Source organism: Chitinilyticum piscinae (genome assembly GCF_015223195.1).
GTDB classification, from domain to species: Bacteria; Pseudomonadota; Gammaproteobacteria; order Burkholderiales; family Chitinibacteraceae; genus Chitinilyticum; species Chitinilyticum piscinae.
Window position 1 is genome coordinate 574,740 of record NZ_JADFUA010000001.1, and the last position, 17,511, is coordinate 592,250.

Sequence of the window (17,511 nt, forward strand, 5' to 3'; positions counted from 1 at the left end):
GAGCTTGGTGTCCATGCTACTGCTGGCCAGCCATGGACTGACGCTGGCAGCTCCTGTTGTCGAGCCTACTGAGGAATGTGCAGCTGCCATGCGGGAATACCACCGCTTCGTGCTGGCGCAGCAGGGTTATGTCACACGTGCCGTCATGGAGTCCTCTTCTGCGGCAGATCAGCTGAGGCTGGCCTGTGATGGTTCACCGCAGGCCTATGAGCGTTCACTGGCAAGTATTCTGGCGCAGTACCGTCCAGCCGAACAGGCCGATTCTGAATCGGCGAGGCAGGTACTTGGCGAAGATACGCTTGGCGCCCTGCTGTTTCTGCTCAGTATTGGCGCGGCAGTGTCGGGTCACCCTCTGGACTGGTCCGGCACGATTTCATTTCACTGAGCATGTGGTTCAGGGTATTGCTGTGTGGCTCTTTATTGGAAATGGATGTGCGGTTATACATTGCAGCGTATCGTGGCTGGTCGCGCCGCCTTTCCAATTATTGCTGCGCTGCAAGCTGACAAATTGCTCAAGACCTTACAAAATCTGCCGATACTAAGGTAAATACCTGATATCGAACGATTTTTACCATGAGGCTGACCAAACTATTTCGCCAGTATCGCGCTCCGGTAGCGAATGAGGTAAGAAATGTCGCTGCCAGCGACGATGGCGTATTTTCCATTGCCGAGCTGCTGCCAGAATTTCCCCGCGCCACGGCGGATCAGCCGGGCTGGAATGGTGTCGAGCGGCGCAGTGGCGAGGATCGCCGACAACTGCATCGTCGGCAGGATGATGTACCGGCGATGCTGAATACGCGTGCCGGCCGTGACCGGCGACAGCATGGGCGACGTGTAGATGATCGTCCGGCTCTCAGCGGCTTTGTACTCAAGGCCTGAGCGCACATCATTCCGGCTTGTCATGCGGATGTCACCATTGCTGCTCTAGCATGGCGTGATCCCGGAGTATTGCCATGCCACGCTTGCTATTCCTGTTGGTTCTTCTGTACTGCGGTGCCAATGCCGCTTCTTTGTCTCCGGTATCGGTGGATGTCCGCGAGGAAAGCGGGCGCTTGCTGATCGAGGGTCTGTATCAGCCCCCGGTAAGCGCCGAACTGGCGCATGCCGTGCTGACCGATTACGAAGCCATGCCTGCATTTGTGCCCGGGCTGTCAAGCAGTCGCATTCTCCAGCGCGAAGGCCCGGTGCTGAAAATCAGCCAGCACGGGCGTTACCGCTTCGGGCCGTTTACCGTTTCTGGCGACAGTGTGGCGCGGATCGAATTGCGCGGGCGTGAAGAAATCCTTTGCCAGTCGCTGTCGGGATCGCAAGGGGAATTTTCCAGTATCACGGTGTTGCAGCCGCTTAATGGCAGTACCCAGATCCGTTTTCGTGCCCTCTGGCAACCTGGTAATGCCCTGGTCGCCACGCTGGGAACTGGCACGGTACGCGAGCATGTACGCGAGCAGCTTGCCAGTCTGCAGCAGGAAATGTTGCGCCGCGCCGCATTGGCCGGTAAATAAGTCACGCGGGCTGCCTCGCACGGAACCGGCCACCGGATTGGCGGGTCAGTCAGGTTTTACCCCGGAGAGCTGGCCATGGCTGCATGCCTGAAATTGCGTCCGCTGGAGCGCGAAGACCTACGCTTTGTCCATGAACTCGACAATAACGAATCGGTGATGCATTACTGGTTCGAGGAGCCCTACGAGGCATTCGTCGAACTGTGCGATCTCTATGACAAGCACATCCATGATCAGAGCGAGCGCCGCTTCATCGTCGAGGATGCATCCGGTGAGCGTGTAGGCCTGGTCGAGCTGGTTGAGATCAACCATATCCACCGCCGCGCCGAATTCCAGATCATCATCGCACCAGCGCACCAGGGGCGCGGCTATGCGTCCGCCGCGACACGGCTGGCACAGCACTATGCCTTCACGACGCTGAACCTCTACAAGCTGTCGCTCATTGTCGATTGTGCCAATGCGCCGGCCATTCACGTCTACAGCAAGCTGGGTTTTCGCGAAGAGGGCATTTTGCGACACGAATTCTTCGTGAACGGCGAATATCGTGACGTGATCCGCATGGCAATTTTCCAGCCTGACTATCTGGCCGGATTGCCCGGGCGCTGATTGCTCGTCACGACGGCACGTTTCCTGTTGAGCTGTGAATCATTGTGCCGCCGTGTCAGGATCGCTGGCTCAGTGAAAGCCCATCGCCTCCCCCGGAGTTGCCGGTGGAATCTTGTTGGCCGCGACCATGTTGTAGTTCAGCATGAAGTTGGTTGAACGATCAGTGCTTACCGTATCGTTCATCCACCACATCGGGTTGATGAACAGGGAGTCGTCCTGCGGCAGTACGCCGATGGCATCGTTGTCTGCATCGCCATCCCAGACAACTCGTGCCCAGCGCCAGGCAAAGCCGCGCACATACTGCTGGCCCAGTAGAATGCCCAGTCCCAGAACATCATCTTCTTGCGGAACGTCACCACGGGTTTTCAGCTCGCGGACATATTCAGTGATGCTGCGGACAATCTGTTCGGGGGGCGAGTTTTCATCCACCCCGATAAGTTGCAGTCCATGGTGGGTGTAATGGGCGAGGTCGTCGAGAATGTCCTGGTCCAGGTTGCTTGTTTCGGCCATTGCAATTCCTGATGTGGGTTAAGAGTGCTGATTACGCCAGCAATGTGCCAATATCATGCGCGCGCCGCAAGAATGAAGTTTGATTTGGGAAAGCAATGCAACGGCTGCCTGGCTGAACCCCGCCGCAGACTGGAGAAATGATGGCTGAATACGATGATCTCGAGCGATTTGTGGTGGCGCAGGAGGCTTACTATGCCACGGCCCTGGCCGAATTGCGGGCAGGGAAAAAGCGCAGCCACTGGATGTGGTTTGTCTTCCCGCAACTGGCCGGGTTGGGGCGTAGCGAAACGGCGCGCTTTTATGCGCTTTCGGGGCGGGAGGAGGCGCAGGCCTTTCTGGCGCATCCCCTGCTTGGTACGCGCTTGCTGGAATGTACTGCCGCAGTGCTGGCGCTGCCCGCGCCGGATCTGCTGCAGCTGTTCGGCAGGCCGGACGACCTGAAATTCGTCTCTTCGATGACGCTGTTTGCAGCGCTCAGCCCGCCCGGCTCGGTGTTTGGGCAGGCTCTGCAGCATTGCCGAGCCTGCCCCGATGCGCGCACGCTGGCGCTGCTGGCTTAGGCGCGGAACTGGCTGATCAGCGCCTGCAGGCGGTCAGTCTGGCCGCGCAGCTGCTGGCTGAGTTGTTTGGCATTGGCTGCCGCTGCCGCATTGCTTTCCGAGGCCGCCGAGATACGGTCTACCTGCTCGGTGACCATCTGATTGGCCTGTGATTGCTCGTGCAGTGCCGAGGCAATGCTTTCGATCATGGCCATGGATTGTTGTGCCGACTGTTCGATGCCTTCAACAGCCTGACCACCATCGCGGGTAAGAGTAACCCCTTGCCCGACGCGGCTGACGGCTGTCTGCATGTGGTTCATCGACGCATCGGACTCCTGCTGAATCTGGCCAATCATGCCAGCGATTTCTGCCGTAGCCCGTGTCGTGCGTTCGGCCAGCTTGCGCACCTCGTCGGCCACTACGGCAAAGCCGCGCCCCTGTTCGCCGGCACGTGCCGCTTCAATCGCGGCATTCAATGCCAGCAGATTGGTCTGGTCTGCCACATCCTTGATGGTCTGCATGATGCTGGAAATGCTGGCGGTTTTGTTCACCAGGCTGTTGATGACGGTAGATGTATCTGCAACCGAGACGTTGATTTCTTCCATTTCCAGAACGGCTTTGCCCAGCAGGGTCCGCCCTGCCCGTGATTGCTCGGCAGACTGGCGTGAGTGCACATTGGCCGATTCGGCACTTGCGGCTATCTGATGCACGCTTTCGGTCAGCTCGGTGATGGCGGCAGCCATGGCCGCAGCGGCCTCATGCTGGCGGAAGGAGCCGGATTCAACCTGTTCGGCATCGCTGGCCAGCTGCTGGCTCATGCGGTTGACCCCGCCGGATACGGATCCCAGTTCGCTGACCAGTGTGCGCAATGAGGACTGCATCCGCGCCAGATCGTGCATCAGACTGCCATCGTAGTGGCGCGCAACCGGAATGGGGTTTTGCAGGTCACCATTGGCAATCGCGCGCATGGCGCCAGCGGCGGTCGCGGGTTCCCCGCCCAGCTGCCGGTAAAGCGAGCGGGTAATCTGCAGCGCGATGGCCAGCAGGATGGCGGTGATGACCGCGATCAGGAGCAATTCCTGCAGCAGGGTTTGCCAGAACTGGGCCTGAATGTCCTCGACATAGACCCCGGTACCAATAATCCAGCCCCAGGCGGCGAAGCCCTGGACATATGACAGCTTGGGCTGGGGTTTGTCGCTGCCCGGCTTGGGCCATTGATAGCTCACGAAGCCCTTGCTCTGCTGCGTGACGGTGGCAACCATCTCCATGAACAGCAGTTTGCCATCCGGATCCTTGATGCTGCTGAGGTCCTTGCCATCCAGTTCCGGTTTTGCCGCGTGCATCACCATGCGCGGCTGCATGTCGTTGATCCAGAAATATTCGCTGCCGTTGTAGCGTAGGGCCTTGATGGCGGCCTTGACCTCGGCCTGTGCCGCTTCGCGGCTCAATTGCCCGGCCAGTTCGCGGGCATGGGCCTGAGCAGCCAGCTGGACCGCGATTTCAACCAGATTGCGCAGCTTGTCCTCGCGGTCCGTCTGCATCTGGCTGCGCAGCATCAGACTGCCAACGAGGGCGACGATGCTCACGCCGATGAGCGCCAGGGCAATCAACCCGAGCAAACGATTGCGTACCGACATGCTGTTCTCCCTTTGTAGGTCTGTTTATTAGGGGGATCTTATATTGATATGGCGCAAATTCTGAATATCAGTTTAAGTTTGTGTCAGTTTTATGTTGCCAAGCCCCGGCTGGCTACGGGGCTTCGGCGGCTAGGTGTGGCCAGAGCGGCAGTGTGTGAGGGGTGGCGGCACAGGAGGGTGAGCTTGCCGTCGCGGCGTCGGTAAATCGAACCCCGACGCCCAGCAGCCGTACGGGCCGAGCGCCACGCTGCCAGGCTTGTGTGAGTAGCCGCTTGAATAGCTCGGGGTCGGGATTGCGGGCACTGCACTCCATCGTGGTCTGCGTGAAATCGTGGAATTTGATTTTGACAAATGCTTTGCTTGGGGTATCACCCTGATGTCTATGTAATCTATTGCTTAGGTCGATATACAGGGAGGGGGTTTTCTCCAGGCAGGCTGCGAGATCGGGCAAATCCTGCGCGTAGGTGTGTTCGACCGACAATGACTTGCGTTGCCATTCGGTTTCCACCGGGCGATCGTCGATGCCACGGCACTGGCGGTAGAGCGAACTGCCCAGCCTGCCGAAATGGTGTTCGAGCGAGGCGAGTGGCCAGCGCTGGGCATCGCCGCACAGAATCAGTCCATGTCTGGCCAGTCGTGCGGCGGTCACCTTGCCGATGCCCCACAGTTTGGCAATCGGCAGCGACGGCATGAAGGCATCGATGCCATCCGGCGTGATGACGAACTGGCCATCGGGTTTGTTCCAGTCGCTGGCGATTTTGGCCAGCAGCTTGTTGGGCGCGATTCCGGCGCTGGCGGTAATACCGACCTCGCTGGCGATGCGGGCGCGGATTTCCTGTGCCATCAGCGTGGCACTGCCCTGACAGTGGCTCAGCCCGCTTACATCCAGATAGGCTTCATCCAGTGACAGTGGCTCGATGCGCTCGGTGTAGTCGCGGAAGATCGCCTGCACGCGCTGCGAGGCATCCTTGTAGCGGGCAAAATCATGGGGCAGCAGCACCAGTTGCGGGCATTGCCGCAAGGCCCAGCTGGTAGGCATGGCCGAATGGATGCCGAATTGCCGTGCGACATAGTTGCAGGTGGAAATGACGCCGCGCTGGCCGGGGGCGCCGCCGATGGCAATCGGGCGCGTGCGCAGCTCGGGCTGGTCGCGCATTTCCACGGCGGCGTAGAAGCAATCGCAATCGATATGGATGATCTTGCGCTGGGTGGTCATGGCGGCAGCGAACGACGGGATACTTTATTGTACGATCGTTCTATATTGGCTGCCAGTATTCGTCGGCGAAGTTTTAGTAGCCCCCACCGCCTCCGCTGCTATTGAGGCCATTGGCAAAAGGCGGTCTGCGGTATTGCAGCGCTTCCAGCATGGTCAGTTCGGCATCGGTGTGGTTGATGACTTCACTGGCCGCTTTGATCTGCTTGCCCTCCACCCAGTAAGGATGCTCGTGGTGCTTGGTCTGGTACGTCATTCTGGCAGCTGGATCCGCTGTCGGCGTCAGCTCCACGCTGCCATAGCACAGACAGACATAACTGCGAGCGCCATGGCTTTCGACATACAGACCGGTTCCGCGGATGCCCAGCGTCACGGCCTGGGTGCGGATGGTCTTTTCGCCGGGGCCGAAGACTGCCAGCATTTTTCCGCTCTGCACCTTCACCACGTGCTCTGCTGCCGCGAGGCCCAGGGTGACTTCGGTATTGGCGCGCAGCAGGTAGGCGTCGCCATCGACGGTAAAGACCGCTTCGCTATTGCTGCCGGTGACAACTTCATCGCCCCAGCTGACGGGTTGGCCGACCACGGCTGGTTTGCCGTTGATCAGCACCTGTCCCTTGATGCTTTTCAAGCCCGGCTTGGGCAGGAAAAAGGCGCCGGCAATCGCTCGGCCACCCAGGAGCAGGGTGCTTCCGGCAAGCCATTGCAGGATCTGGCGGCGGGTGTATGGCTTAGACATGATCAGCTCCGGTGGGGGCGGGTAGCCAGCTGCTCACGGTAGATGTGGTAGAGCTGGCGTTGTGGTGCCTGCCGGGCGAGGTCGTCCAGCAGGGCATGGGCACGTTCGGTGTCGTTTTGCTGCAGAGCCTGCTGCAGCTCATCCCAGCGTAGCACTTCGCCGGCAGACAGCCAGGGCGCACGCTCGTCCAGCGGCAGGGTCAGCGCGACAGTCTGCTGGCGGCCCTTGACTGTCGTGGTGGCGATGGGCAAGCAAGGTATGTTGCTGGTGACACGAGAAGCTACCTCGCCGCTGACCAGCAAGGGCACGTCATAAACCCGGGTCAGTTTTTCCAGCCGGGCTGCGACATTCACCGCGTCACCCATAACTGTGTAGGCGCGGCGGAATTCCGAGCCCATATTCCCTACCCGTACCTTGCCGCAGTGCACGCCGATCCCCAGATTCAGGACCGGCCAGCCGCGGCTGGCAAAGTCGGCATTCAGCTGGGTAACGCGTCGCTGCATGGCCAGCGCGGCGTCCACGGCGTGCCGGCAATGCTCGGTGTCGGCCAGCGGCGCCCCCCAGAAGGCCATGACGGCATCGCCGATGTACTTGTCGATGGTGCCCTGGCGTTGATGAATTTCTTCGGTCATTGCACTCAGATAGCCGTTGACCAGCTCGGCCAGTGCCTCCGGCGGCAAGGCTTCGGCCACGGCGGTGAAATCGCGCAGATCGGCAAACAGGATGGTCAGTTCGCGGGTTTCCGGCTGCATGGCGAAGTGCTGTGCGTCATCCTGCATGCGCCGCACCAGCTCCGGCGGCACATACTCCCCGAACAGGCGCAGCAGCTGGCGGCGCTGACGTGCTTCCCAGAGCCTTGCGGCCAGCACGAAGCCGAAATAGGGCAGCAGCATCGCCGCCAGCGGCTCGACCAGTGGCAGCAGCAGACGCTGGTTCTGCCACGCCCAGCCGACGATCCCCAGCAGACTGCTCACGCCCAGCAGCAGCCACAGGTGGCTTTCCAGCAATCCGGCGCGCGGCAAGCGCCACAGTAGCAGTCCGCCCGCCAGTACGATCCAGCCCACGGCAAACAGCGCACCCCATTGGGGCGCTTGCGGCAGGGTGCCGGTACGCAAGCCCAGTACGGTCGCCGCCTGTGCTTCGACTCCGGGAAACAGCGGGCTCACCGGCGTGGCGCGGATGTCCTGCAGCCCGGTTGCGGTGGCCCCCACGATGATGATTTTACCCTTCAGGGTATTGGTCGGCAGGCTCCTGTTAATGATGGCTGCCGCCGAATACGTAGGGATGGTTCCCGGTGGGCCATAGAAAGGGATACGGACTCGCCCGTGCCGGTCGGTGTGCACCAGCCGGCCATCCAGCAGTACACCATCGGGCCAGGGCTGGCCGCTCTGCCAGTCGGGAATGACCGGCTGCTGGCTGGCCAGCCGCGCCGAGAGCGCGGCATACAGGCTGTGGCGGTAGGCAATCAGCAGCGGGATGCGCCGCACGATGCCATCGTCGTCGATTTCGGGGTTGAGGTAACCGGTGTGCGGCAAAGCACCAGCCAGTCCGGCATGCGTGGCGCCATAGCCGCCGGCAGTGACAAAGGGCGCCAGCCTTGCCGCATCACCTTGCCAGTCCGGCGCAGGTAGCACCCCCTGCTGCTGCGGATCCGGTGTGAAGTAGTAGCCGGCGACCAGTTGCAGCCTTCCGGCGCGACTGCGGAACAGCGCGTCGGGATCTTTCTCGGCGGCCCAGTCCTTTTCGGCTTCGCTGCACTGGCGTGGACCCAGCCGTTCGCACAGCAGCGGCCACAGGCGGGCCAGCTGGCTTTCCTCGGCCTCGGCCAGCACGATGTCCAGCCCGATGCGCTGCGTGCCGTAATGGGTCTGCAGGGTTTCCAGCAGCTCGAGCAGGCGGGTGCGCGGCCAGGGCCAGCGGCCCAGGCTGGCCAGGCTGGCGTCGTCGATGGCCACGATGGCCACATCCTGCGCCGGCAGCTGCCCGGTCGCCGAGGCGCGCTGGCGGGCATCTTCGCTGTAGCGGTCGAGCTGCCCGAGCAAGGGGAGCGACAACCAGCCCAGTGCATGCAGGAGCAGCAGCGCCAGAACGGCGCCGAGCAGCAGGCGGCTGAGCAGCAGGCGGGGCAGGGGCATGGACACTCCGGCAGAATGTGTCTGCAGTCAAGAACATCAATCGGACTGGGGCAAGCCCCGGCAGTACCGATGGCGAGCCACAACGTGGCTCACGGGCGGATGAGTGTCTGAATTGCGTGTTGCAGCTGCTGTTGCCGCATGTCGAGTTCCTCCTGGGCTGTCTGCAGCAGGTGCAGCTGGCCGGTATGTTTCAGCGCAATCAGGCGCTGGCCGAGCAGGTGCAGCTGCTCGTGCCGCGAGGCGAGCTCCAAGAAGGCCGGTTTGCTGCCGTGCCGCTGCAGGCCGTCGCCATTCAGCCAATGCCCGAGTTTGCAGTCGTGGCTGGCTGCGGCGGGGGGCAGCGCCGATTCGCCCCGTAGCCAGCCCTGCAGCTGTGCCATCCAGGCGCGATGGTCAACCGCGGCAAACAGCAGCGGGAGATCATCTCGCCGGACTTCCGCACAATGAGCCCATTCCGGCGGTGGTTGCCAGCGAGCCAGCCATTCGGGTATTGCGGCAGCAGGCATCGGGCGCGCGATGGCATACCCCTGCGCCCATTCGCAGCCCATCTGCAGCAGCAGCTCGCCATGAGCCAGTGTTTCTACCCCTTCGGCAATCGCATTGCGCTGGAACGCGGTAGCCAGCCCCAGCACCCCTTCCAGAATGGCGAGGTCTTCCGGATCGTCAAGCATGTCGCGCACGAAGCTCTGGTCGATTTTCAGCACCTGCGCGGGTAGCTGTTTCAGATAAGTCAGCGAGGAATAGCCGGTACCGAAATCATCCAGTGCGAAGCCCACCCCCAGATCGCGACAGGCCAGCATGATGTCCGAGAGCTGGCGGATATCCTCCAGTGCACTGGTTTCCAGTACTTCCAGCTCCAGATCGCCGCTCTGGAGGGCTGGATGTGCGGCCAGCGTCGCGCGCAGTTTGTCCAGAAAAGTGGATTGTCCGAACTGGATGGCGTCGATATTGACGCTGACCGGCACGTGCAGGCCCAGGCTGCGCCACTGGCTGATCTGCGCCAGCGCGGTATCCAGTACCCATTCGCCCAGCTGGATGCCGAGGGCATGATTATCGATCGCCGGGAGAAATTCAGCCGGTGGCAGCAGGCCTTTTTGCGGATGCTGCCAGCGCAGCAAGGCTTCTGCCCCCAGCACCTGCCCGGTGCGCATATTCACCTTGGGCTGGTAGTGCAGCACGAACTCATTGCCGGCCAGTCCCTGCCGGATGCGTTCCTGGGTTTCGTGATGCCCGCGCACCATCCGATCCTGTTCGGCATCGAAAAGGTGATAGCGGTTCTTGCCGGCCTGCTTGGCCACATACATTGCCTGATCTGCCTGGCGCAGCAGCTGGTCGGCATCAACCTTGTCCGCTTGCGGGAAAAACGTCACCCCGGCACTGGCTGAGACATGCAGCAGCTTGCCATCGACATGCACCGGCTCGGCAGCAGCGGCCAGCAGCCGTTTCAGAATCGGTGTACTGCTCTCCTGATCGTGCAGATCCTGCAGCACGGCCACGAATTCATCGCCACCCAGCCGCGCCAGGGTATCTTCATCACGCAGGGCATCCTTCATCCGGGCGGCCAGTCTGGCCAGCAGGCGATCCCCCGTCTTGTGGCCAGAACTGTCGTTGATTTCCTTGAAGCCATCCAGATCCAGATACACCACGGCCAGGCTGGCTGCATGCCGCTGGGCATGGGCCATCGCCTGGTGCAGCCGGTCGCCCAGCAGTACCCGGTTGGGCAGATCGGTGAGGATGTCGAAATGGGCAATCCGTTCCAGCTGGGATTGGTGCTGCTTCAGTTCGGTAATGTCGATGGCGACCCCCAGGACATGGGTGGCATCGGCAACCTGATAGGGGATTTTGCTCGTCTGCAGATCCCGGCGACAGCCGGTGTGATCGATGAAGGTATCGTCAGGAATGCAGATGGCCTTGCCGGACTGGATGACTTCCTGATCGGCCGCCTGTATGCCGGCAACCAGCTCCGCATCCCGGTTGAAGTCCGCATCGCGGTGGCCCAGCAGTTGTTCCGGTGTGGTGCCATAGGCGCTGGCGAGAGCCTGGTTGGCCAGTGTGTACTGGCCCTGATTATTCCGCGCAAAAATGAAATGCGGTACCAGGTCAATGATGGTGCGCAGATGGCGCTCGCGCTCGCTGATTTCTGCTTCGGCGTGCTGGCGCTGCCTGATTTCGTGACTGAGTGCCGCGTTGCTTTCGCTGAGCTGCCGGGTGCGTTCGGCCACCCGCTGTTCCAGCGAGGCCTGCAGCTCGCCCAGACTATCCGCCATCTGATTGAAGGAGCGCGCCAGTTCCCCGATTTCATCCTGATTGTGCACGGCGGCCCGTTCATCGAGGTGGCCGGCCGTAATGGCCTGGGTGGTGCCCAGCAGGTGGCGCACCGGCTCAAGGATACCCCGGCCAAGCTGACGGGCCAGCAGCATCGCCGCAATGATCGTCAGCACAAAGCAGCTGCCGGCCAGAATCAGAGCCAGCAGGATGCTGTGCCGGATTTGCGCACGGGTATCGTTTTCCAGTTGCTGCGCGGCCGACTGAATCTGCTCCGACAGGCTTTGCAGTGTCTGTTCGGTCTGGCGATTGCGGCTCTGGTATTGCAGTGCGCTGGCGAAACTGTTCAGGTAACTGCCGGCATCGCGCAGGATGCGATAGATCTGCCGCTGCTGCTCGGATTGTCTGATCTGCACCCTGCTTTCCCCTTGCAGACGGGCCAGCTCGAGTGTCAGCCGCTCGATCTGTGCGGTGGCCGCCGTGGGGGGCTGGTTGCGGATTGCCTGGGTCTGCCAGAGCAGGCTGCTCACTTGGTCTGAGAGCGTATCGACCGCTGAATGAGTATGAGGGTGTGATTCGGAAAGCCGGATGGCGACGATGTCGTTCATCACCCGCGCGCTCAGGGCGCTGGCCTGGCTTTCCAGTGCGGCCTTCTGGTCCAGCTCGATAACGAACTTCTGGAAGGTGGCGCGGTACTCGTCCAGCACCGGGGGCAGTTTGCCAAGCAGGCGGGTGCGATCCTGCAGTCCGCTGATTGCACCCCTGACCTGATCGAGCTGGTGAAAGGTTTCCGCGGCATCTTCTCGGGCACGGGTTTGCACGAAATGCGTGACTCCGTCGTGCATGCGGTCAAGCTTGCTGGTCAGTTGCTCCGAATCGTTCTGCAGATCCAGCTGGCGGGTGATGGCCAGCCCGGTCACTACCCCGACCAGTGCGTTCAGTGCCAGCAATGCAATCAGCACGCCAAAGCTCAGGCTGATTTTCTGCTGGAAACGGAGTCGGGACAGCAGTTTCATGGCGCGGGTTTCACGGCCCTAGTGGCGGAAAACCGGGCGGCCGCTTCATCGGCCAGCCGCCGGGTGATTTCCGGATAGGCATCAGGAAAAGCGAGAAATTCGGCAAAGGCATCCAGCCCGAGCTCGGCGACTGGTGGGGGGGTGGCAAGGTCAAAGGCAAAATCGAAGACCGGACTGCGCTCGAGTTCTTTGCGTACCCGGCGCTGGATATCGCTGTAGGCGGAATCAGGAACCTGCAGATTCGGTGCCAGTGCGCCGGAGTAACGGCTGAAGGTGCGCTGGGCCTCGGCGCTGGCCAGATAGCGCAGCGCAGTACCGGCACCGGCCTTGTCGTGTGCCCGTTTCGGCATCACGATCCCGTCAATGGGGCCGAGTGCCACCGTCGGAATGGCCGGGTCAATTTGCGGGAAGGGAAAGAAGTCGAAATCCTTGCCGGCCTGCCACTGGTGCGTGTTGTTGCTGAAATAGGCCAGATTCCAGGTGCCCATCAGGGTCATGGCGGCTTCACCACGGAAGACCATGTCGTTGGCACCGCTGTCCCAGGCCAGCTCATTGGGATGCGGTCTGCTGTTGAAATACCCCTTGTCGATCAGGCTTTTCCAGCGCGCAAACACGGCCCTGACCTGCGGGTCGTCAAAGCGGGCCTCACCGGACATCAGCTGCTGCCGGAACGAGTAGGGCGCGGTGCGCAGCAGCAGATAATCGAACCAGAACTGTGCCGGCCACTTGTCGCGGGCACCCAGTGCAATCGGCGTGATGCCCCGCGCCTTGAGCGCGGCACATACCGCCAGAAACTCCTCCCAGGTCTTGGGGGGCTGCAGCTGCAGCTGATCGAACAGTTTTTTGTTGTAGAAGAACGCAATGTAGTGCTGGGTTAGCGGCAGGAAGTATTTCTTGCCCCGGTATTCGCTGGCTGCCTTGATCACGGAGGGGGCGAATGCCTTGTCCCAGCCGGCTTGCTGCCACAGCTCGTCCAGCGGCTCCAGCTCATCAACAATCGAAGCCGTGCGTGCACCGGCCCAGTAGGAATACAACTCGGGCGGATTGTCGGTTTTCAGCGTGTCCTGGATGCTGGTCTTGAATGCTTCGTGGTCGAGGGAAATTGCTTTCAGCTCCAGTGCCGGATGCTGGTTATTGAAGCCCTGCGACATTTCATCGATGCCGCCACTGAGCGAATCGGTGAAGTAATGCAGAAACGTGATCGAGGATCGTGGCGGCGGTACTGCCGTGTCATCGTTGCGGGAGCAGGCCGCCAGTGCCAGCAGGATGGCGCTCAGCAGTGCGGCGAGCAGCAGGGTTCCGGCACGCATCTCGGGATCCATGGTGTGTGGATGAGCCTGAAGTATAGGATGCCCTGCAGGGAGCGCAGGCGGAGGGAGGAACCCCGTCGCCGTCGCAGGCATGCAGGCCTTAACGTGCCCCTTTCCGGAAAATGGCTCGCGGGGCTGGTCAAATGCGGGTCAAGCGCGCAAGCTAGCGGGCGTCATGCCCCTGACAGCACCATCATGAATGCCCCCGACCCCCTGCGTTACCAAAAGCGTCTGCAGCGTGTACTGCAGCACATCGAAGCGCGGCTGACCGAGCCGCTGGAGCTGGCCGACCTGGCCGGGGTTGCCAATTTTTCTCCGTTTCATTTCCAGCGCATTTTTTCGGCACTGATCGGCGAAACACCGCAGGATTACATCCGCCGCCTGCGGCTGGAGCGGGCGGCCAACCAGTTGCTGGTGCACAAACGGCGCAGCGTGCTGGATATTGCGCTCTCGAACGGTTTTGAAACGCAGCATGGTTTTGCCAAGGCCTTCCGCAAGCATTTCGGCATGAACGCGACCCAGTGGCGCAGCGATCGCAGTTTCTGGCAGTGGAACGGCTATCGCTGGGAATGGCGCAAGGATCGCAATCCCGGACCCATACCGGGCAATTTCCGACACCTGTACCAGACCGACGCCGCGTACTCTGAGGACCGGATTGCCGCACTGAATGCTGCGCATCGGGGTGAGCGTCCGGAATGCATCCGGGGGGTGCGGATCGACATCTTGCCGGCCTATCACGCAGCAGTCTTCCGGCGGCTGGGTCATCAGCTGGAGCAGCCCCTGGCGCACTGGCGCGAGGTGCTGGCGTGGGCCGAGCTGCAAGGCGTGCCGCTGGAAGGCGGCACCGGGCTGTGCGTGTGTCACGACAACATCAATATCACGCCGGAGCGCATGCTGCGGCTGGATACCGGATTGGTGGTGCCGGCAGACTATGCGCCCGACGGCGTGACAACACTGATCGACACCCTGCCTGGCCGCTATCTGGTGGTGCAGTTCGAAGGCGCGATTCATGAGGAAGTCGTGGCCAATGCCTGGCTGTGGGGGCACTGGTTCAACGACAACCCCTACGAGCCCGACGACCGGCCGACCATCTATCGCGCACCGTATCAGCCGCTGGATGTGTCGCCTGATGCCCGATACCGCTTCGACATCTGCATTCCGGTACGCCTGATCTGACGCAGCAATCCGCTTGAGCCGGCAGCCGTTTAACGGAGGCAGGGGCATGCTTAATGGTTTGGTATCGGGGTGGGCCGCTTGGGGCGGATTGCTGGTGTTGTCCTGCCTGCTGATCGGGTTCATTCCCGATACAACGCCACGACCTCCGGCGGGTGTCCATCCCGCTAGCGCCACAGCCAGCGGCCCTCCGGCGCCAGATCCTGCCTGCAGTGCCGTGCTGCAGTACCGCAGCGGCAAGGCAAACTGCCGTTTGTGGTCGCTTTGAGCGCCACCCATCGCGGTTGCCCCGCTTGCCACCGCGTGCCGGGCTGCCGATATACTGGCATCATGCTTCTTTTCCCTTAGCGCAGGTGAATCTGAATGTTGCGCCATCTGCTTGCACTGTTGCTGCTATGGTCCGGTGGCTACGCGTACGCCAGTGACCTGACCATGCTGATCGGCGAAAACCCGCCGTTCAACTCCTTTCGCGAGAGCCGTCCCGAGGGATTGGCGGTGCAGATTGTCGATGTGATGCTGCAGCGCTCCGGCTTGTCGGTCAGGTATGCCGAATACCCGTGGAGCCGCGCACAGAAGCTGGCACAAACCGAGCCAGGGCATTGCGTGTATACGCTCAGCCGTTTACCCGAGCGGGAGAACGCCTACGAATGGATCGGCCCGATTGCCGTCAATCCCTGGGCGTTTTTTGCGCTGCGCGAACGCCGGATCAAGCTGAAGGGGCTGGATGATGCGCGACAGTACACGATTGCCGGGCAGCGTAACGACGGCAAGGCGATCTGGCTGGAGTCACAGGGCTTCGTACTCGATTACGCGGCCAAGGAAAGCCAGGGCTTGAAAAAGGTGGCCAGCGGCCGGCTCGATCTCTTCCCCGGCGGGCTTTACAGCCTGCCGGAGCTGGCGGTACAGGCGGAGGTCGACCCGGCCCGCTTCGAGCCGCTGCTGGTGTTTCACCGCATCGAGTATTACGTGGCCTGCAACAAGAACACCGACCCCGGCAAGCTGCGACGCTTGCGCGCGGCTCTCGCCGGCATGAAGGTGGATCAGTCCTTTGAACGCATCACCCAGCGCGCGGTGGCTTCATTCCGCAATCCCTTGCAGCAGCGCTGACGTCGGGTTTTGCTAGCGCAGAGGCCCCAGCAGCACATTGTTCGCGTGCCGTGTCTGGCCCAGCAGAAAATCCGCGGTGCCTACCTGCTGATAGCCATGGGTCTGATAGAAGCGGATTGCCTTGCTGTTGCGGGAATTGACCGTTAGCCACTAGCGGCTGCCTGCGGTCTGTCGTGCGTGATGTTCTGCTGCATTCAGTAGTGCACTTCCCAAACCCTGGCCGTGACAATGTTCCTGCACATACAGCGTTTCCAGCTCGGAGCGCGCAGCGTCGTCGTCCGGGCAGGGCTGGCCGAAGGCGACGGCGGCGAAACCGAGCAGATTGCCGCCCCGCTCAGCGACGAGGACGCTCTTGTCGGGATCAGTGAGCAGTGCCGTGTAGCGGGTCAGCGTGAAAGCGTCGAGTACGTGATCGGCGATCGTCACCGAGATGCCTGCATCGGCATAGGTGTGCAGCCAGACTTGGGCTGCGAGCACGGCTAGTTGGGGTGCATCACCGGCCCGGCCCTTCCTGATCAGGGCTTGCTGAGCGGCGGGTTGATCAGCCGTTGCCATACACCTGCCACAGCACCAGCGCCCACATCAGCGCCAGATTGCTCAGGCACACCAGCTGTGCGGCACTGCCGAGATCCTTGGCGCGTTTGGCCAGCTCGTGGCGCTCCAGCGAGGTGTGGTCGACCGCCGCTTCGATGGCGGAGTTGAGCAGCTCGACGATCACACTGGCGACATGGCTGCCAATCAGCACGGCCCGGCCCCAGCCCGGCAGCGGCAGCAGCAGGGCGGCAGCGATGCCGGCAATGGCCAGCAGCGAGACCTGGCGGAATGCCGCTTCATTGACCCAGCCGGCCTTCAGACCGTCCAGTGAATAGCCAAGCGCATTCATAACCCGACGTATGCCGGTCTTGCCTTTGAAGGGACTTTCTTTCACGCCAATACTCCATGGGGTTTATGCGGAAACACACGGGCAAAGATTGCGGTATTGCACAGCAGCAGCAAGGGGGTGACCAGAATCACGCCGAATAGCCACAGCATGCTGGCCAGCAGCAGTACGACAAACTGGCACAGCACCAGCAGCACCAGTGCCGGCAGGTTGCACCACAGGGCACTGAAACCCAGCCGGATGCTTTCCACTGCCCGCAGTTGCTGGCAAGCCATCAGCGGGGCGGCAAAGGTACAGCAGACCAGCCAGTTCACAATCATCAGGGCAAAGCTCGCCAGCACAAAGGGCATGAAGGCGGCCAGCTGTTTGAGCGCCTGTTCGCTTTGTTCGGGGCTCGTTGCCAGCGGTGCCGTGCCGAATTCGGCAAACATCCGGTTCAGTTGTTCCAGTTGCACGTCGCTGACCAGCACGGCCAGCAGCAGCTGGGACAGTAGCAGGGTAAACAGGGTGGTCAGCAGGCCGAGTCGCAGAAAGCGGCCCTGGAATACCAGGCTGAACAGCTGGGCGATCTGTGGCTTCTGCCCGCTTTCCTGCTGCCGCAGTCCCATCAGCACATACGCGGCCAGCACACCCGGCGCCAGCGCATAGGCCGCCAGCCCGATCACCGGAATGATCGACAGGCTCAGCAGCACCATGACGATCAGCGAGCAGCCCAGCCAGGCCAGCGGTGCGCCGCGGTAAAGCGCAAAGGCGTCGCGCAGCCAGACGAAGCCGCTGAGCGCGGGGACCCGGCGCGGTTCAATCAGGTTGTCGATGATGAGATCCTGGTCGTGCATGATTGGCAGTCGCAAACGTGGGCAAGGCCGCCATCGTAGCAGCACTGAC

At 61.7% G+C, this 17,511-nt stretch carries 17 protein-coding genes; 6 read left to right on the forward strand and 11 right to left on the reverse strand.

The window, feature by feature from the left end; genetic code table 11:
* Positions 1 to 7: 7 nt before the first annotated feature.
* The gene (locus tag INR99_RS02625) at positions 8 to 385 is read left to right on the forward strand and encodes a hypothetical protein (RefSeq protein WP_194114729.1); all 378 of its coding nucleotides are present in this window, start codon (positions 8 to 10) and stop codon (positions 383 to 385) included.
* 203 nt (positions 386 to 588) lie between these two features.
* Here INR99_RS02625 and INR99_RS02630 read toward each other — a convergent pair whose 3' ends face one another.
* Positions 589 to 825, reverse strand: coding sequence for a hypothetical protein (locus INR99_RS02630; protein ID WP_194114730.1), 237 nt, complete (start codon positions 823 to 825; stop codon positions 589 to 591).
* A gap of 128 nt (positions 826 to 953) precedes the next feature.
* Between INR99_RS02630 and INR99_RS02635 the strand changes: the two genes are divergently transcribed.
* Positions 954 to 1,502, forward strand: coding sequence for an SRPBCC family protein (locus INR99_RS02635; protein ID WP_194114731.1), 549 nt, complete (start codon positions 954 to 956; stop codon positions 1,500 to 1,502).
* 75 nt (positions 1,503 to 1,577) lie between these two features.
* Positions 1,578 to 2,105, forward strand: a complete 528-nt coding sequence (gene speG / locus INR99_RS02640) for a spermidine N1-acetyltransferase (RefSeq protein WP_228098033.1) — start codon at positions 1,578 to 1,580, stop codon at positions 2,103 to 2,105.
* Between the two features lie 69 nt (positions 2,106 to 2,174).
* On the opposite strand, the gene INR99_RS02645 is transcribed toward speG, so the two are convergent.
* Positions 2,175 to 2,615 carry a hypothetical protein gene (locus INR99_RS02645; RefSeq protein WP_194114732.1) on the reverse strand — a complete coding sequence of 147 codons (441 nt, stop codon included), beginning with the start codon at positions 2,613 to 2,615 and terminating at the stop codon, positions 2,175 to 2,177.
* A 140-nt stretch (positions 2,616 to 2,755) separates the two neighbouring features.
* Here INR99_RS02645 and INR99_RS02650 point away from each other — a divergent pair, with 140 nt between their 5' ends.
* Positions 2,756 to 3,175, forward strand: a complete 420-nt coding sequence (locus INR99_RS02650) for a DUF1810 domain-containing protein (protein ID WP_194114733.1) — start codon at positions 2,756 to 2,758, stop codon at positions 3,173 to 3,175.
* Here the strand turns inward: INR99_RS02650 and INR99_RS02655 are convergent.
* From INR99_RS02655 to INR99_RS02680, 6 genes are all read right to left on the reverse strand, one after another.
* Positions 3,172 to 4,791: a methyl-accepting chemotaxis protein gene (locus INR99_RS02655; protein ID WP_194114734.1), complete on the reverse strand. Its 1,620-nt coding sequence runs from the start codon at positions 4,789 to 4,791 to the stop codon at positions 3,172 to 3,174. The genes INR99_RS02650 and INR99_RS02655 overlap by 4 nt on opposite strands.
* Positions 4,792 to 4,903: 112 nt before the next feature.
* Entirely contained in the window at positions 4,904 to 6,007 is a 1,104-nt protein-coding gene (gene dinB, locus INR99_RS02660; protein WP_194114735.1) for a DNA polymerase IV, read from the reverse strand.
* 73 nt (positions 6,008 to 6,080) lie between these two features.
* Entirely contained in the window at positions 6,081 to 6,740 is a 660-nt protein-coding gene (locus tag INR99_RS02665) for a FecR domain-containing protein (RefSeq protein ID WP_194114736.1), read from the reverse strand.
* A gap of 2 nt (positions 6,741 to 6,742) precedes the next feature.
* Complete coding sequence (locus tag INR99_RS02670; protein ID WP_194114737.1) at positions 6,743 to 8,875, reverse strand: adenylate/guanylate cyclase domain-containing protein; 2,133 nt, start codon at positions 8,873 to 8,875, stop codon at positions 6,743 to 6,745.
* Between the two features lie 89 nt (positions 8,876 to 8,964).
* Positions 8,965 to 12,156, reverse strand: a complete 3,192-nt coding sequence (locus tag INR99_RS02675) for an EAL domain-containing protein (protein WP_194114738.1) — start codon at positions 12,154 to 12,156, stop codon at positions 8,965 to 8,967.
* A complete protein-coding gene (locus INR99_RS02680; protein WP_194114739.1) occupies positions 12,153 to 13,478 on the reverse strand; it encodes an ABC transporter substrate-binding protein in 1,326 nt (441 codons plus the stop codon). Before INR99_RS02680 ends, INR99_RS02675 begins: the two co-directional genes overlap by 4 nt.
* A gap of 183 nt (positions 13,479 to 13,661) precedes the next feature.
* On the opposite strand from INR99_RS02680, the gene INR99_RS02685 reads away from it, so the two are divergent.
* On the forward strand, positions 13,662 to 14,642 hold the full coding sequence (locus INR99_RS02685; RefSeq protein WP_194114740.1) for an AraC family transcriptional regulator: 981 nt from the start codon (positions 13,662 to 13,664) through the stop codon (positions 14,640 to 14,642).
* A gap of 360 nt (positions 14,643 to 15,002) precedes the next feature.
* Positions 15,003 to 15,746 carry a substrate-binding periplasmic protein gene (locus tag INR99_RS02690; protein ID WP_194114741.1) on the forward strand — a complete coding sequence of 248 codons (744 nt, stop codon included), beginning with the start codon at positions 15,003 to 15,005 and terminating at the stop codon, positions 15,744 to 15,746.
* Positions 15,747 to 15,896: 150 nt separating this feature from the next.
* Here the strand turns inward: INR99_RS02690 and INR99_RS02695 are convergent, their stop codons facing one another.
* The 3 genes from INR99_RS02695 to INR99_RS02705 are packed head-to-tail and all read right to left on the reverse strand — an operon-like array spanning position 15,897 to position 17,462.
* Positions 15,897 to 16,301, reverse strand: coding sequence for a GNAT family N-acetyltransferase (locus tag INR99_RS02695; protein WP_194114742.1), 405 nt, complete (start codon positions 16,299 to 16,301; stop codon positions 15,897 to 15,899).
* Positions 16,288 to 16,629 carry a diacylglycerol kinase gene (locus tag INR99_RS02700; RefSeq protein WP_194114977.1) on the reverse strand — a complete coding sequence of 114 codons (342 nt, stop codon included), beginning with the start codon at positions 16,627 to 16,629 and terminating at the stop codon, positions 16,288 to 16,290. Before INR99_RS02700 ends, INR99_RS02695 begins: the two co-directional genes overlap by 14 nt.
* Before the next feature lie 41 nt (positions 16,630 to 16,670).
* Positions 16,671 to 17,462 (reverse strand): DUF2189 domain-containing protein, encoded by a 792-nt coding sequence (locus INR99_RS02705; RefSeq protein WP_194114743.1) that lies wholly within the window; start codon positions 17,460 to 17,462, stop codon positions 16,671 to 16,673.
* Positions 17,463 to 17,511 lie beyond the last annotated feature (49 nt).

Coding starts and splice junctions, on each gene's coding strand:
- INR99_RS02705 (WP_194114743.1), bottom strand. CDS start 17,462: ATGCACGACCAGGATCTCATCATCGACAACCTGATTGAACCGCGCCGG.
- INR99_RS02685 (WP_194114740.1), top strand. CDS start 13,662: ATGAATGCCCCCGACCCCCTGCGTTACCAAAAGCGTCTGCAGCGTGTA.
- INR99_RS02630 (WP_194114730.1), bottom strand. CDS start 825: ATGCTGTCGCCGGTCACGGCCGGCACGCGTATTCAGCATCGCCGGTAC.
- INR99_RS02650 (WP_194114733.1), top strand. CDS start 2,756: ATGGCTGAATACGATGATCTCGAGCGATTTGTGGTGGCGCAGGAGGCT.
- INR99_RS02655 (WP_194114734.1), bottom strand. CDS start 4,791: ATGTCGGTACGCAATCGTTTGCTCGGGTTGATTGCCCTGGCGCTCATC.
- INR99_RS02670 (WP_194114737.1), bottom strand. CDS start 8,875: ATGCCCCTGCCCCGCCTGCTGCTCAGCCGCCTGCTGCTCGGCGCCGTT.
- speG (WP_228098033.1), top strand. CDS start 1,578: ATGGCTGCATGCCTGAAATTGCGTCCGCTGGAGCGCGAAGACCTACGC.
- INR99_RS02690 (WP_194114741.1), top strand. CDS start 15,003: ATGTTGCGCCATCTGCTTGCACTGTTGCTGCTATGGTCCGGTGGCTAC.
- INR99_RS02700 (WP_194114977.1), bottom strand. CDS start 16,629: ATGAATGCGCTTGGCTATTCACTGGACGGTCTGAAGGCCGGCTGGGTC.
- INR99_RS02635 (WP_194114731.1), top strand. CDS start 954: ATGCCACGCTTGCTATTCCTGTTGGTTCTTCTGTACTGCGGTGCCAAT.
- INR99_RS02675 (WP_194114738.1), bottom strand. CDS start 12,156: ATGAAACTGCTGTCCCGACTCCGTTTCCAGCAGAAAATCAGCCTGAGC.
- INR99_RS02695 (WP_194114742.1), bottom strand. CDS start 16,301: ATGGCAACGGCTGATCAACCCGCCGCTCAGCAAGCCCTGATCAGGAAG.
- INR99_RS02680 (WP_194114739.1), bottom strand. CDS start 13,478: ATGGATCCCGAGATGCGTGCCGGAACCCTGCTGCTCGCCGCACTGCTG.
- INR99_RS02645 (WP_194114732.1), bottom strand. CDS start 2,615: ATGGCCGAAACAAGCAACCTGGACCAGGACATTCTCGACGACCTCGCC.
- dinB (WP_194114735.1), bottom strand. CDS start 6,007: ATGACCACCCAGCGCAAGATCATCCATATCGATTGCGATTGCTTCTAC.
- INR99_RS02665 (WP_194114736.1), bottom strand. CDS start 6,740: ATGTCTAAGCCATACACCCGCCGCCAGATCCTGCAATGGCTTGCCGGA.